This is a genomic window from Aeromonas sp. 601027, assembly GCF_049174455.1.
Lineage (GTDB): Bacteria > Pseudomonadota > Gammaproteobacteria > Enterobacterales > Aeromonadaceae > Aeromonas > Aeromonas veronii_A.
This window is the reverse complement of the sequence record NZ_JAAKTN010000005.1, coordinates 65644-79420: the sequence shown is the minus strand read 5'-3', so window position 1 is coordinate 79420 and position 13777 is coordinate 65644. Positions and strand designations below refer to the sequence as shown.

At 60.3% G+C, this 13777-nt stretch carries 14 protein-coding genes; 3 read left to right on the top strand and 11 right to left on the bottom strand.

Annotated features, from left to right (window positions below; genetic code table 11):
- Positions 1–43: 43 nt before the first annotated feature.
- The 5 genes from G5193_RS08365 to G5193_RS08345 form a co-directional block, all read right to left on the bottom strand.
- A complete protein-coding gene (locus G5193_RS08365) occupies positions 44–190 on the bottom strand; it encodes a hypothetical protein (protein WP_005337933.1) in 147 nt (48 codons plus the stop codon).
- A complete protein-coding gene (locus G5193_RS08360; protein ID WP_216954216.1) occupies positions 187–876 on the bottom strand; it encodes a M15 family metallopeptidase in 690 nt (229 codons plus the stop codon). Before G5193_RS08360 ends, G5193_RS08365 begins: the two co-directional genes overlap by 4 nt.
- Positions 873–2000, bottom strand: a complete 1128-nt coding sequence (dapE, locus tag G5193_RS08355) for a succinyl-diaminopimelate desuccinylase (RefSeq protein ID WP_216954214.1) — start codon at positions 1998–2000, stop codon at positions 873–875. The genes G5193_RS08360 and dapE overlap by 4 nt, the downstream gene beginning before the upstream one ends.
- Before the next feature lie 19 nt (positions 2001–2019).
- Positions 2020–2370, bottom strand: coding sequence for an ArsC family reductase (locus tag G5193_RS08350; RefSeq protein WP_005337930.1), 351 nt, complete (start codon positions 2368–2370; stop codon positions 2020–2022).
- Between the two features lie 318 nt (positions 2371–2688).
- Positions 2689–3003: a hypothetical protein gene (locus G5193_RS08345; protein ID WP_266134434.1), complete on the bottom strand. Its 315-nt coding sequence runs from the start codon at positions 3001–3003 to the stop codon at positions 2689–2691.
- A gap of 285 nt (positions 3004–3288) precedes the next feature.
- Between G5193_RS08345 and dcuC the strand changes: the two genes are divergently transcribed.
- Both dcuC and G5193_RS08335 read left to right on the top strand, forming a co-directional pair.
- Complete coding sequence (gene dcuC / locus G5193_RS08340; RefSeq protein ID WP_216954209.1) at positions 3289–4665, top strand: C4-dicarboxylate transporter DcuC; 1377 nt, start codon at positions 3289–3291, stop codon at positions 4663–4665.
- Positions 4666–4749: 84 nt separating this feature from the next.
- Complete coding sequence (locus G5193_RS08335) at positions 4750–5889, top strand: M20 family metallopeptidase (protein ID WP_216954207.1); 1140 nt, start codon at positions 4750–4752, stop codon at positions 5887–5889.
- A gap of 140 nt (positions 5890–6029) precedes the next feature.
- Here the strand turns inward: G5193_RS08335 and G5193_RS08330 are convergent, their stop codons facing one another.
- From G5193_RS08330 to asnS, 4 genes are all read right to left on the bottom strand, one after another.
- Positions 6030–6686, bottom strand: coding sequence for a hypothetical protein (locus tag G5193_RS08330; protein ID WP_421205788.1), 657 nt, complete (start codon positions 6684–6686; stop codon positions 6030–6032).
- A gap of 173 nt (positions 6687–6859) precedes the next feature.
- Positions 6860–8203: an anaerobic C4-dicarboxylate transporter gene (locus tag G5193_RS08325; RefSeq protein WP_005337916.1), complete on the bottom strand. Its 1344-nt coding sequence runs from the start codon at positions 8201–8203 to the stop codon at positions 6860–6862.
- Positions 8204–8577: 374 nt separating this feature from the next.
- Positions 8578–9333, bottom strand: a complete 756-nt coding sequence (locus G5193_RS08320) for a substrate-binding periplasmic protein (protein WP_216979130.1) — start codon at positions 9331–9333, stop codon at positions 8578–8580.
- A 110-nt stretch (positions 9334–9443) separates the two neighbouring features.
- Entirely contained in the window at positions 9444–10844 is a 1401-nt protein-coding gene (gene asnS / locus G5193_RS08315) for an asparagine--tRNA ligase (RefSeq protein WP_005344365.1), read from the bottom strand.
- A 194-nt stretch (positions 10845–11038) separates the two neighbouring features.
- On the opposite strand from asnS, the gene G5193_RS08310 reads away from it, so the two are divergent.
- Positions 11039–11389, top strand: coding sequence for a hypothetical protein (locus tag G5193_RS08310; protein WP_216979128.1), 351 nt, complete (start codon positions 11039–11041; stop codon positions 11387–11389).
- A gap of 23 nt (positions 11390–11412) precedes the next feature.
- Here G5193_RS08310 and G5193_RS08305 read toward each other — a convergent pair whose 3' ends face one another.
- Together G5193_RS08305 and bioA are read right to left on the bottom strand one after the other, a co-directional pair.
- The gene (locus G5193_RS08305; protein ID WP_216979127.1) at positions 11413–12225 is read right to left on the bottom strand and encodes a HAMP domain-containing protein; all 813 of its coding nucleotides are present in this window, start codon (positions 12223–12225) and stop codon (positions 11413–11415) included.
- A 176-nt stretch (positions 12226–12401) separates the two neighbouring features.
- Positions 12402–13676 (bottom strand): adenosylmethionine--8-amino-7-oxononanoate transaminase, encoded by a 1275-nt coding sequence (gene bioA, locus G5193_RS08300; protein WP_421205787.1) that lies wholly within the window; start codon positions 13674–13676, stop codon positions 12402–12404.
- Between the last annotated feature and the right edge of the window lie 101 nt (positions 13677–13777).

The following is a 13777-nucleotide window of genomic DNA, read 5'->3' as shown; positions in this document are numbered from 1 at the left end:
AGAGGGGAGCACAAGGGCGCTCCCCACGGGATGGGGGCGGGATTCAGTCGTCCTCGTCATCCTTTACTTCGCGGATCTTGTCCTTGTAGTTGGGCAACTGCTTCTCCAGCCGTTTCATGTCTTTGATGGCATTGAGAAACAGCCCGAGCAGGAACAGCAGCGGCAACCCTATCCACAGCCAGAGATTCATGGGATTTTCCTTTCGTCAGGACAGGTGGTGACATAACAGGCCAAAATTTCATCAAGGTTGGCCAATATGGTCGACTTGCCTTCAATATCCGCCTGTTGCAGGCAAAGCGCCAGTGCCGCGGGATCAAGTCGCTGCTCGTCGGACTCCAGCGAGAAGCTAATATGCCAGGGCTCGTAGGCGACCCCGCTCTCTGCCCCGACCGGCTTGGCATAAGGGAGGAAGAAGCCGAAGTCGCTCATATGGTCGCTGAGCCACTCGCTCAAGCCTGCAAACCAGCCCCCGGCTTCATACTCCCACGGCTCCAGTGCCAGTTTGGTATTGGCGGGCAGGCAGTCCGGGTCGTAGATATCGAGATCGGTCCCCCAGTGGTGACGGCTGGTGCCGGGCAGGGCGCTCCAGCGCAGGATAGCGTGGAGGCGCTCCTCGTCGCTCAGTTGCAGGGCGTCGATGGGCTGGCTGTGGGCATCGAGCAGTGGCCGTTCGCCGCGCCACTTGCCATTCCAGATGGCGAGTTGGCGCTCGAAGCTGCGCCAGCTGGAGGCCGCCTGCAGGTTGAACCCCTCGTAGGCGGCCGCCACCTGCATGTCGTTGAAGGCCGCCGCGGTGGCGGCGGTCAGCCGATGGGGGCCGCGCCCCACCAGAATAAGGTGGCTCTCGTCGAGCCCCAGCAGTTGTTCCTGCGTCATGCCAGCAATCTCTCGAGCACCCCTTGGTACATGTCGGCCAGCAGATCCAGATCGTCCGCCTTCACGCACTCGTTCACCTTGTGAATGGTGGCGTTGACCGGCCCGAGCTCAATCACCTCGGCGCCGGTGGGGGCGATAAAGCGCCCGTCGGAGGTGCCACCAGTGGTGAGCAGGGCCGGTCGCTGACCGTTCACCGCCTCGATGGCCGCCACGGCCGCATCAAGCAGCGCGCCGGTATCGGTGAGGAAAGGTTGGCCGGAGAGGGTCCAGCTCAGCTGATAATCGAGGCCATGTTTATCCAGCAGCGCCTCGACCCGCTCGCGGATATCCAGGTCGGTCAGTTCGGTGCTGAAGCGGAAGTTAAACTGCACCTGCAATTCGCCCGGAATGACGTTGGAAGCGCCGGTGCCGGCCGAGATGTTGGCAATCTGGAAGCTGGTGGGGGGGAAGTAGGCGTTGCCCTCATCCCACACGGTGGCGGCAAGTTCGGCCAGCGCTGGCGCCGCCTTGTGGATCGGGTTGTCAGCCAGATGGGGATAAGCCACATGGCCCTGCACCCCGCGTACCAGCAGATCGCCGGTGATGGAGCCGCGGCGGCCGTTCTTCACTACATCCCCTACCACGGCGGTAGAGGAGGGCTCGCCGACGATGCACCAGCGGATCTTCTCGTTGCGGGCCTCCAGGGTGTCGATCACCCGGGTGGTGCCATTGATAAAGGGCCCCTCCTCATCGGAGGTGATGAGAAAGGCGATGGACCCGGTGTGATCCGGATGCTCGGCCACGAAGCGCTCTACCGCCACCACCATGGCAGCCAGCGAGCCCTTCATGTCGGCGGCGCCGCGTCCGTAGAGCACGCCATCCTTGATGGTCGGCTCGAACGGCGGGGTGTGCCATTTGTCCAGCGGCCCGGCGGGCACCACGTCGGTGTGACCGGCGAAGCAGAACAGTGGCCCCTCGCTGCCACGACGGGCCCAGAGGTTGGTGGTGTCCTCAAACACCATGGGCTCGATGACAAACCCGAGCTTGGCGAGGCGCTCCGCCATCAGGGTCTGGCACCCTTCATCGAGGGGGGTAACGGAGGGGCGGCGGATCAGATCCTTGGCCAGTGCGATGACATCCGACATCAGTTGTCCTTAGTTGTCCTTAACGGGAAAAGAGGGATTGGTAGTGATCAGCCTTGAAACCCAGGGTCAGTTCGCCGTCACGGTCGAGCAGCGGGCGCTTGATCATGGCCGGATGTTCCAGCAGCAGGGCGCGCGCCTTGGCGGTGTCGAGCCCCTGTTTGGCCTCATCCGGCAGGGCGCGGAAGGTGGTGCCGCGGCTGTTGAGCAGGGCTTCCCAGCCGAGTTTTGCCAGCCAGCTGTCCAGATCGTCCGGGTTCAGGCCGTCGGCGCGGTGGTCGTGAAAGCGGTAGTCGATACCGGCCTCATCCAGCCACTTGCGGGCTTTCTTGATGGTGTCGCAGTTCTTGATGCCATAGAGGGTGATGGCCATGGGGAGTCCTTCTCTTGTGGGCGCTGGCCGTGGCCGCGCCCGAAAATCCGAATCAACAGAGTGCAAGGGCCCGATTCTGGCATTGTGGCAATCCCATGGCAACGCCGATGGTCCGGCTCGCGGGTTTTACCGGAACTGGTCACACCTGAACGGCGATTTTGAGCACAAAGTCAGAAGCAGTGGGGCTGGCGTGCCCGATGGGGTTGGGTATTGCGGGAGAAGATCGACTATTGCAGGAGAAAAAGAGAAGGGGGCAAACGCCAGATAGCCAAAACGCGCCAGTGGGCGCGTTTTGGTCGGCATCATCAAGTACCTCAATCAGTGCAGGGTGGTCCACTCATGGTCAAAGACCCGGGCCCGTTCCCAGGGTGCATCAGGCAGGCTGGAAGAGAGGCCAGTGTATTTGCCCACGTCGTCCACCACGATGGCGGAGAGGATCGGCAGGTTGTTTTCGGTGCAGTACATGCGGATGCGTTGCAGCAGGGTGCGCAGTTCATCCTGGCACTGCTCCAGCCCGGCCTGCTTGGCCAGTTTGGAATAACGAATGGTAGTGCGTTCCTTTGCAGACTCGACGAGGATGTCCCACAGCTTGTAGTCGCAGGTCGAGACACCTGCGGTGGCTTGGCTTGTCATAACTCTCTCCGGCGCGAAATGGTCGCTATATGTCGAAGCGCATCTTCGCCACTTCGGCGCTGTCGTATGTTGATCCAACGCAAAAAAGAGGGGAGTCGCGTCAGACAATTCTCTTTCCGAGAATGGTAAAGGTTTTTCTGTGGGTGAAAAAACGAAAATTTGGCACTTGGCTAACATATTGTGCTGTCAAAGCCCAATGTCGTCACCTTTATTGATGGGGATCAAAGGCAAACAGTAGTCAGATCACTAGATTTCGCTCCTCGATAAATTTATCAGGAGTGAATATTGGAACTTTTATTCGTCTTGCTCGTTCTGGTCGCCGTGGTCTACGGCATCATCAAGGATTACAACCCGCAGGCGGTGCTGGCGCTGGCGGGCATGGCCATTTTTGCAGTGGCCTACTGGTTGGGGCTGCACCCCATTCTCCCCGCTGACAAGAGCACCGGCTTCGCCCTGTTCGACCTGTTCGAAGTGTTCAAGGGGATCTTCTCCTACCGCGCGGCGGGCCTCGGCCTCACCATCATGGCGGTGGCGGGTTTTGCCACTTACATGTCCCATATCGGGGCCTCTCAGGCGCTGGTGCGGGTGGCGGTCAAGCCGGTGGCGGGCATCCAGTCCAGCTACCTGATGCTCGCCATCTGTTATCTGGTGGCGGTCTTTGTCTCCCTGTTCGTCACCTCCGCCACCGGCCTTGGCCTGTTGTTGATGGTCACCATGTATCCGGTGATGCGCAACCTCGGCATCAGCCCGGCCTCCGCCTGTGGTGTCATCGCCACCTCCCAGGCGTTTGAAATTGGCCCGACCCAGACCAACGCCATCTTCTCCGCCGGTCAATCCGGCATGGATCCGACCAGCTATTTCGTCGACTACCAGATCTGGCTGGTGGCCCCCATGCTGCTGGTGACCATGGTGCTGCATTTCTTCTGGCAGCGTCACTGCGATCGCAAGGATGGCTGGGATCCTGCGCTCCATCGCGGCGATCACGCCGAGCTGGACGAGCAGGGCACCGAGAGCGTGCAGGCGCCCACCTGGTATGCCCTGCTGCCGATAATCCCCTTCGTGCTGATGATGACCTTCTCCAAGCTGCTGGTGAGCGACATCAAGATGAGCGTGGAGGTGGCCATGCTGCTGTCGGTCTTTATCGGCATGCTGTGCGAGCTGCTGCGTAGCCGCTCGGTGCGAACCGCATTCGCGGGGCTGTCGAGCTTCCTCGATGGCATGGGCAAGGTGTTTGGCCCTGTGGTGGCGCTCATCGTCTGTGCCGAGCTGTTTGCCGAATCTCTCAAGGCCATCGGCGCCATCGATACCCTGCTGCACTCTGCCAGCAATGCCGGTATCGGCAGCGGCCTGATGACCCTGGTGATGGTGGGCCTCATCATGGTGGCGGCGGTCATCATGGGCTCCGGCAACGCGGCGTTCCTGAGCTTCTCGACCCTGGCACCGGCGGTGGCGGCCAAGTTTGGCGTGCCTGCGGTGACCATGTTGCTGCCGATGCAGCTCGCTTCCAGTATCGGCCGCACCATCTCTCCCATCGCGGCGGTGCTGATCGCTTGTGCGGGGATTGCCAAGGTGTCGCCCTTTACCGTGGTCAAACGCACCAGCGTGCCGATGGCGGGGGCGCTGGTGACGGCGCTGACCCTCAACTATCTGCTGTTTATGTAAGCGGGTGGCGGACGGCACGAGCTGTCCGCCCCTTTCACTCGGCTGTCGGACGGGAGGCCTGCCCTCCCGTCCCAGGAGATGACAATGACAGACTCTCGCAACGCTTTTTCTCTGGATGCCTACCTGGCAGATCTGGCCCCGCTCATCAACCTCGATTGCGGTACTCGCACCCCGGCCGGGGTGGCCAAAGTGGCCGACATCATGACCGAGAAATATGAGGCCATCGGCTGGCAGGTGACCCGCCACCAGTTTGCTGCCGAGTGCGGCCCCTGCCTCGAGGCAACCAATGCACCGGGTGCCGCTCACTACGACGTGATGCTGGTGGGCCACATGGACACCGTCTTCCCCGAGGGAACAGCGGCCAAGCGCCCGTTGAAAATCGAAGGCAATCAAGCCTTTGGCCCCGGTGTCTCGGACATGAAGAGTGGCCTGCTCTCTATCTGGTATGCACTTAAAGAGATGGATCCGGTGCAGCTGGCCAAGCTCAAGGTGCTGGTCTGCTGCAACTGCGACGAAGAGATTGGCTCCCCCTGGTCGAAAGATTGGCTGGTGGAGAAGGCCAAACAGAGCGGCTGCGTGCTGGTGGCCGAAGCGGCGCGCCCCAACGGGGATCTCATCAGCGCCCGCAAGGGCAATGCCAAGTACCGCATCACCTTTCACGGCAAGGCGTCCCATGCCGGTTCGGCTCTGACCGAAGGGGTCTCTGCCATCACAGAACTCGCTCATTGGGTGCTGGCCATTAACGAGCAGGTCAACATGACCACGGGCACCACCATGAACGTCGGCGTGGTACAGGGCGGCACCGGCGTTAACGTGGTGCCCGACTTTGCCGAGGCAATCGTCGATCTGCGTTTCTGGAGTAACGAAGAGGCCGCTGCGGTGCACGAGCGGCTCACCTTTATGGCCAACAACCCCTTCCTTGCGGGCTGTCGGGTCGAGGTGGATCGCCAGACCTTCAAGCCGGCGATGCGCCCGAGCGGCGATACAGAAGCTGTGATGGCGCTGGTGGAGGCGGCTGCGAAAGAGGAGGGGATCTCCTTCAACTGGCTGGAGGCCGGTGGCGGTTCGGATGCCAACTTTACCGCCGCCGCGGGGGTGCCGTCCCTCGATGGTTTCGGCCCCATGGGGGGCGGTTTTCACTCGGAGGCGGAATTCCTGCTGCTGGACAGCATCGAGCCGCGCATCCGCCTGCTGCAGCGGGTGCTGGGCAAGCTGGCGAAATAAGCCGGTTTATCCCTTGTTCGGGTCATCATGGCCCGCTCAAAATTGGTCCGCTCCACTCCAAACGGGAGGCTGTTGCCTCCCTTTTTTTATCTCGATTTTTCGCGCGTCCCTGAACGAGCGCGCCAGATGGCTTGAGGCCGTTACCCCTGTGGCTCAGCCAGATAGGCCAGATGATCCTGCCGTGCTACCTGCCAGCCATCGAGGCGCAGCGGGGCGGCAAAGCCCGGGCCGTCAGTCACCATGGTGTGGTACTCCCCCTGCTCGCCGCAGGCATCGAAGCCCTCGCGCTCGGCCAGTTGTTGTAGCTCGCAGAGGGTGGCGGCATCGAGGGGGCGTCCAGTCCACTCGGGGGCCAGCACCCGGGTATCGATGCAGGAGAGGTGGGCGACGATGCCGCGGGCCAGCATATCCGCCAGCAAGGCTTGGCGAGATTGCTGCCAGAGCGGGGTATGGACGGTGAGCCCGAGCGGGCGGCAGCGTTCGCGGATCCAGTTTGGTGCGCCCCCCACGCTGTCGATATCGCCGGTCACTACCCCGTCGAGGTTCCACTCCTGCTGCAAGTGGCTCAGCGCCGTCTCATAGCTCTGCTCGAACGGCGCTTCGATGGTGACCAGCAGATGGGGCAGCCCGAGGGCTTCCGCCTGACGGCGCACCAGCGGCAAGGGGTGAGCGAGAAATCGGGACTCTGGCGGCGCAAAGGTGGCCAGTGCCACCACCTGATGGCCCGCTTGACGGGCATGACAGAGAGCCAGCATGGCATCTTTGCCACCGCTCCAGAGCAGGATGACGCGAGACATGGATGAGATTCCGGTGGTGAACGAGGGGGCATGCTACCCAGCGGCGGGGGCAGAGGTAAAGGCATAGTGTCCGGAAATGGCGGCGGGGAAGTGGTTGAGGTAACGGAGCTGGAAAAAAGCAGGCCCCCGAAGCGGGGGCCTGTATTGCAATAGCGTGGTAAACACCGCTGCGATTAGAGCAGGATGCTGGTGAGGATAAAGCCCAGCGAGCAGGAGGTCACCACCCCGATCAGCCCTGGAATGATGAAGCTGTGGTTGATGATGAACTTGCCGATGCGGGTGGTGCCGGAGCGGTCGAAACCGATACAGGCCAGATCGCTCGGGTAGGTCGGCAGCACGAAGTAGCCGTAGCTCGCTGGCAGGAAGGCAATCAGCAGCTTGGGCTCGACACCCAGCGCCAGACCCATGGGGGCGATAGCGGTGAGGGCTGCGGCTTGGCTGTTCACCAGCTTGGAGATGAGGAACAGCACCAGGGCGTAGGTCCAGGGCTGGGCCTGTACCACGTGGGCCAGGGTTTCTTTGAGCAGCGGCATGTGAGCCTGGAAGAAGGTCTCACTCATCCATGCCACCCCGAATACGGAGAAGATGGCGACCATACCCGCCTTGAAGACGGCACCGTTGGCGATCTCGCCCGGCTTGACCTTGCAGCGCATCAGTATGATGGCACCGGCGATCAGCATCATCATCTGGATCACCAGGTTCATGGAGAGCGGGCCAGTTTTGTCCTTGATGGTGAACACCGGACGCAGACCTTCGTTGGCACCGAGCAATACCACGGCGGCGATGGCGGCGAAGAAGATCCAGGTAGACCAGTAGGCCTCTTTCGGGAACTTGGTGTTGAGCAGGGTTTCACCACCGCCGTAGATGAAGGCGCGCTGCTCTGGGTCTTTGATCTTGGCCTGGAACTCTTCGTCCTTGTCCAGATCCTTGCCGCGACGCAGGCTCCACAGGGCTGCCACGATGACACCGGTCAGGGAGGAGGGGATGGCGATCATCAGGATGTCGAGCAGGCCGTAAGCCTGACCGATACCGTGACCAGCCGCCAGAATGGAGACCATGGAGACCACAGCAACGGAGACCGGGGAGGCGCAGATGGCCATCTGGGAGGCAACGGAGGCGACAGCCATCGGGCGCTCGGGACGGATGTTCTTTTGCAGCGCGATGTCAGCGATGATGGGGAACATGGTGTAGACCACGTGGCCGGTACCGCACAGGAAGGTGAGGGTCCAGGTGGTGAGCGGCGCCAGGATAGTGATGTATTGCGGGTGACGGCGCAGCAGACGCTCGGCCACTTGCATCATCAGGTTAAGGCCACCGGCAGTCTGCAGGGTGGCGGCACAGCCGATCACCGCCAGAATGGTCAGCATTACCTGAACAGGCGGTTCGCCCGGAACCAGACCGAAGACGAAGGTCAGCAGGAAGAGACCGATACCACTGATGAGACCAAGTCCCATGCCCCCAAAGCGGGTACCCAGCAGCAAGCAGCCGAGTACCACTAAAAATTCCATCAAGATCATTCCGTTACCTCGTGTGATTCAACCCATATTGCCGCGGGTAGCCTGAACCATGAATTGTCATTGTCTGTTTTATTTAGCCCGAAAGGGTTAGTTGCTATTCTGCTCCCCTGAAAAAGTGAAAAAATTGAGTTACTTCAATAACTCGATGAATTTTTGATTAAACCACTTAAAAACCACGTACTAACAAAAACATCATTTTTGTCACCAAGTGGTATCACTCGGGGCCAGCCCATCAGAGTGCAACCAGAGGCGTTGTGATGGGGAATGCGTTGGTAAGGAAGTTGTGGAAAAAGGCCCGGGTCAGGGGAGAAGAGGCTGTAAAAACACGGGTTAAAGATATCTTTTTTGACAAATGGGGTGTTCTGCGACTCTGCTCATCGGGGGGCGGGTGCTGATAGCAGATAGCGACGCTGATACTGTTCGCTCAGCTGCTTGATATCGAGTCTGGCTAGCGCATTGTTCACTCGCTGTTGCAGTTGCTGTTGATCGGGACGGAACATGATGTGCAGGCTCTTGTACCCGAGGATCTTCGGGTTGAACTGCAGCTGTTCGGGGTGGAGTTTGTCATCGTGATAGGTGAGCCAGTAGAAAACATCCCGGTCGATCACGGCCAGATCGAGCCGGTCGCGCTGCAATTTTCGCAGGTTGAGGTGATCGTCGTCCACGGCAAAGGTGTTGAGGCGCTTGCTGGCCATCAGGGCATCAAATTCACGGGTATTGATATAACCTGCGACGACCCCAATCCGGTAGGAAGCGAGATCTTCGAGTCGCTGCCAGTGGATAGGGGGGCCGGCTTGCTGCGCCATGCCCAGCACACTACTGCCCACGCTGGTGGAAATATGCCACCGTTTATCCAGATCATCGGCGAAGTATTTGGGGAAGTAGCCGCTGTAGTGCTGGGCGGGATCGGATGCCAGCAACATGGCTCGATGCCAGGGGTAGAAGTCAAACTGAACCTCCAGCCCCGCTTCGGCAAATGCACGCTTGACGATATGGCCGGTAAGGCCACCATCAGGGAGATGCTGGCTGGTATAGGGGGGCCACTCCAGGGTGGTCAGGTGCACGGGTTCTGCCCGCAATTGCAGGGGGAGCCAGAGCAGCAAGAGTGTCAGAAGCCGACGATATCCCATGAACGACCCATTCCTTGTGTCGATTGGTTCTGAGTATTACCCATAACGGGGGTAATAAAAAAGCCGACCCTGAGGACGGCTTTTGCAATGTAGTGGCAATATGCCGCTGATCAGAACTCGGCGGTACGCGGAGTTCGCGGGAACGGGATCACGTCGCGGACGTTGCCCATACCGGTCACGTAAACCACCAGACGCTCGAAGCCCAGACCGAAGCCGGAGTGCGGGACTGTGCCGTAGCGGCGCAGATCGCGATACCACCAGTAATCTTCCTGCTTCAGGCCCATCTCGGCCAGGCGGGCATCCAGTACCTCCAGACGCTCTTCACGCTGGGAGCCACCGATGATCTCGCCGATGCCCGGTGCCAGTACGTCCATCGCGGCAACGGTCTTGCCGTCGTCGTTGAGGCGCATATAGAACGCCTTGATATCTTTCGGATAGTTCTTCACCACCACCGGAGACTTGAAGTGCTCCTCGGCCAGATAGCGTTCGTGCTCGGAGGAGAGATCGATGCCCCAGGAGACCGGGAACTCGAACTTCTTGCCGCAGTTTTTCAGCACTTCGATGGCATCTGTGTAATCAATCTGGGCGAAGTCGGAGGCGACGAAACGCTCCAGACGGCCGATAGCATCCTTGTCCACGTGCTGGGCAAAGAACTCCAGATCGTCGCGACGCTCGGTCAGGACGGCGTTGAAGACGTACTTCAGCATGGCTTCAGCCAGCGCGGCGTTATCTTCCAGATTGTTGAAGGCCACTTCCGGCTCCACCATCCAGAACTCTGCCAGGTGACGACTGGTGTTGGAGTTTTCGGCGCGGAAGGTCGGACCGAAGGTGTAGACCTTGGAGAGGGCACAGGCATAGGTTTCGGCGTTCAGCTGGCCGGATACGGTCAGGAAGGCCTCTTTGCCGAAGAAATCTTCGTTGTAGTCCACCTTGCCAGCGTCGGTGCGCGGCAGGTTTTCCATATCCAGGGTAGAGACGCGGAACATCTCGCCGGCACCTTCGGTGTCAGAGGCGGTGATGAGCGGGGTCGCTACCCAGACAAAACCCTCTTCGTGGAAGAAGCGGTGGATGGCCTGAGCCAGGCAGTGACGAACCCGGGTCACGGCGCCAACGATGTTGGTGCGCGGGCGCAGGTGAGCCTGTTCACGCAGGTACTCGATGCTGTGGCGCTTGGCGGCCATCGGGTAGGTGTCCGGATCTTCGACCCAGCCGACAACCTTCACATCGGTGGCCTGCAGTTCGAAAGCCTGGCCGCTGCCCTGGGATTCGGCGATGATGCCAGTCACTTCCACGGAGCAGGCGGTGGTCAGACGCAGCACTTCATTCTCGTAATTGGCCAGGGTATTGGGGACGACGGCCTGTACCGGATGGAAACAGGAGCCATCGGAAATGGCCAAAAATGAGATCCCCGCCTTGGAATCACGGCGAGTCCGGATCCACCCTCGTACAGTCAGGGTGGTGCCAACCGCATATTTACCGGTCAGCACATCAACTACGGATGCGTGCGTCATCGAAATATTGTCTCCAGCTTGTTCTTGCAGCGCTATTTGCAACACTAGGGAGTCTGGCCCGGGCACAGATGGCCCACCATGGCAGACTAAGCCGTCAATCTTACCCGCGCGGGTTTGATAAACAAGCAAAAATGTCGGACTCTGGTGGGGTTTTCAGCATGGTTCACCCAAGCAGGGTTCCCTCGGGACAGGAGATGCGAGTGAAAGAGCGGCGACAAGGGCCGGATTGGCTGACACGACTGTTGCGAGCAATGGTGCTGATCTGCTGGTGCGGTTTTATCGTGCTGCTTGCGCTCTATCACTATGCTAGGCCGGAGATTGCATATGGTTTTCTGGTTTACGGCGGCATCAAGGTACGCGATTACTGGGATCCCGCACTCACTCCCTGGTTGGTGCATGGCCTGTGGGGTTGCAGCTTGCTGACCCTGGCTGTACTGCTGCTGGAGCGGCGGCGCAGTCGGCGCAGGGATGATGCCTATCACGTCAATCTGGCGATCCTGCTGCTGATCCTTATTGCTTGTCTGCTGTTCTATTACACCGGTTAGCCGATGCCGGGCGGTGTGGTCCGCTATTCGCCAGGGCGAGCTCCCGGCTTGCCGCCGAGCGGTCGCTTGCCGAGCTGGCGCTCCACACTGTCGAGCATCTGGTTGTAGGCCACCGCCACCCGGCCAATCTCGTCGCCGTCATCCCCCTCCAGCCGGTGGCCGAAGTCGTGCAAGTCGGTGGCCTCTTCCATGGAGCGGGTCAACTGGTTGAGAGGGCGCACGATCCAGGTGCGGATGACCCAGAGGGTCAGCAGCAGTCCCATCCCGAAGATGCCGGTGAGAATGAGCGCCGAGGTGAGAATATTCTGCTCGACCCGGGTAAACAGCGAATCGAGGGAGTAGTCAAAGCGCACCGCACCAAGCACGGTGTTCTCCGGCACCAGATGACAGCTGGTGCAGTCGGTGCCGCGAAAATCCTTCTTGGCCAGCAGCGGTCGGGTCACTACCAGACGGCTGTGCATGCCGTTGTGCACCACCTCCAGACTCCCTTTGCCCGCCAGTGCCAGCTCATCAAACTCATCCTTTACCTGTTCGGTCTCCCGTCCCGGCCCGAACTGTTTGCTCACCGCGTCGCCACGAACGATGCGTGCATCCTCCACATGGGCGTGGTCGAGAAACTTGCCGCGCAGAGTATCGCGGGCATCCATCTTGCCGGTCAGCATCAGCATGTTGAGACCGTCGAAATAGGCTTCGGTCTGCTCGCGGCTCTGCTCCTTGATGAGGGTCAGGATGAGATCGCGCTCGCGCACTGCCTGATAGGCTGCGGAGAAGACCAGTACCATGGAGAAGATGAAGAGCAGGAAAAAGTTGATTTTGGCAGCAATGGAGAGGCGCATGAGCAGTCTTTCTTGATGGTAAAACCGCAGCAGTTTACCCCTCTTGGGGCCTCAGGTCTGGTGTTTTGCTCACATTACGGCAAGTGAAAGCGCACTGAAGTGGATAAAGTTGTCCTCATTATATATCAAATGCCGGTAGTCAAACGGGCGGCAGCGATGGCCGCCCGCTGCATGCATTAAAACTCGCCTTCGGCGATGGCCTGACGGATGGCGCCGGTCAATACCCGCAGCTCTTCAGGGGTGATGACGAAGGGGGGCATCAAGTAGACCAGCTTGCCAAAGGGGCGGATCCAGGCGCCCAGTTCGACAAATTTGCGCTGGATGCGCGCCACATCCACCCGCTCTTTCATCTCCACCACCCCGATGGCGCCGAGCACTCGCACATCCGCGACCGCCGGGTGCAGGGTCAGCTCTACCAGTTCTGTTCGCAGCTGATGCTCGATGGTGCGCACCCGCTCCTGCCAAGGTGAGGTCAGCAGCAGATCGATGGAGGCGTTGGCCACCGCGCAGGCAAGCGGGTTGCCCATAAAGGTGGGGCCGTGCATAAAGACGCCGGCCTTGCCGTTACAGATGGTATGGGCGACATGCTCGGTTGTCAGGGTCGCCGAGAGGGTGAGGTAGCCGCCGGTAAGCGCCTTGCCCAGACACATGATGTCGGGGCTGATCCCCGCCCAGTCGCAGGCAAACAGCTGGCCGGTGCGGCCAAAGCCGGTGGCGATCTCGTCGGCAATCAGCAGCACACCGAATTCGTCGCACAGGGCGCGCACCCACTGCAGGTAGCGGGGGTGATAGAAGCGCATGCCGCCAGCGCCCTGCACTATGGGCTCAAGCACGATGGCGGCGATCTCCTCGTGATGATCCGCCATGAGTGTCGCCAGCTCCACCACGCACTGCTCGTCCCACTCGGCGTGGAAGCGGCAGCTGGGGGCTTCGACAAAGTAGTGCTCTGGCAGGAAGCCCTTGTAGAGCTCATGCATGCCGCCATCGGGATCGCAGACGCTCATGGCGCCAAAGGTGTCGCCGTGATAGCCGCTGCGCAGGGCGACAAATTTGGCTCTGGGCGTCCCCTTGGCGTGCCAGTATTGCTGCGCCATCTTGAGCGCCACTTCCACTGCCACCGAGCCGGAATCGGCCAGAAAGACCCGATCAAGCCCCTTTGGAGTGATCTCCACCAGCTTGCGGCAGAGCTCGACCGCCGGAGCGTGGGTGAGGCCGCCAAACATCACGTGGGACATCTTGCCGAGCTGGGCGGTGGCGGCGGCGTCCAACTCCGGCACCTGATAGCCGTGCACGCAAGCCCACCATGAGCTCATGCCATCCACCAGTTCACGGCCGTCGCTGAGGGTGATCTTCACCCCTTTGGCGCTGACCACTTCATAGCAGGGCAGGGGGTGAGTGAGGGAGGTATAGGGGTGCCAGATGTGGTGCAGGTCGAATTCTTGATTGGTCATTTGTTGTTCTGTTGTCAATTTGTTTGATCTGGTCGGTGTTGACAGTCTACGCGTGCTCTCTACACTAGCCAACAATTTCAGCCACTTGGCACTGCGCATCA

Coding starts and splice junctions, on each gene's coding strand:
- G5193_RS08365 (WP_005337933.1), bottom strand. CDS start 190: ATGAATCTCTGGCTGTGGATAGGGTTGCCGCTGCTGTTCCTGCTCGGG.
- G5193_RS08360 (WP_216954216.1), bottom strand. CDS start 876: ATGACGCAGGAACAACTGCTGGGGCTCGACGAGAGCCACCTTATTCTG.
- dapE (WP_216954214.1), bottom strand. CDS start 2,000: ATGTCGGATGTCATCGCACTGGCCAAGGATCTGATCCGCCGCCCCTCC.
- G5193_RS08350 (WP_005337930.1), bottom strand. CDS start 2,370: ATGGCCATCACCCTCTATGGCATCAAGAACTGCGACACCATCAAGAAA.
- G5193_RS08345 (WP_266134434.1), bottom strand. CDS start 3,003: ATGACAAGCCAAGCCACCGCAGGTGTCTCGACCTGCGACTACAAGCTG.
- G5193_RS08335 (WP_216954207.1), top strand. CDS start 4,750: ATGACAGACTCTCGCAACGCTTTTTCTCTGGATGCCTACCTGGCAGAT.
- G5193_RS08330 (WP_421205788.1), bottom strand. CDS start 6,686: ATGTCTCGCGTCATCCTGCTCTGGAGCGGTGGCAAAGATGCCATGCTG.
- G5193_RS08325 (WP_005337916.1), bottom strand. CDS start 8,203: ATGATCTTGATGGAATTTTTAGTGGTACTCGGCTGCTTGCTGCTGGGT.
- G5193_RS08320 (WP_216979130.1), bottom strand. CDS start 9,333: ATGGGATATCGTCGGCTTCTGACACTCTTGCTGCTCTGGCTCCCCCTG.
- asnS (WP_005344365.1), bottom strand. CDS start 10,844: ATGACGCACGCATCCGTAGTTGATGTGCTGACCGGTAAATATGCGGTT.
- G5193_RS08310 (WP_216979128.1), top strand. CDS start 11,039: ATGCGAGTGAAAGAGCGGCGACAAGGGCCGGATTGGCTGACACGACTG.
- G5193_RS08305 (WP_216979127.1), bottom strand. CDS start 12,225: ATGCGCCTCTCCATTGCTGCCAAAATCAACTTTTTCCTGCTCTTCATC.
- bioA (WP_421205787.1), bottom strand. CDS start 13,676: ATGACCAATCAAGAATTCGACCTGCACCACATCTGGCACCCCTATACC.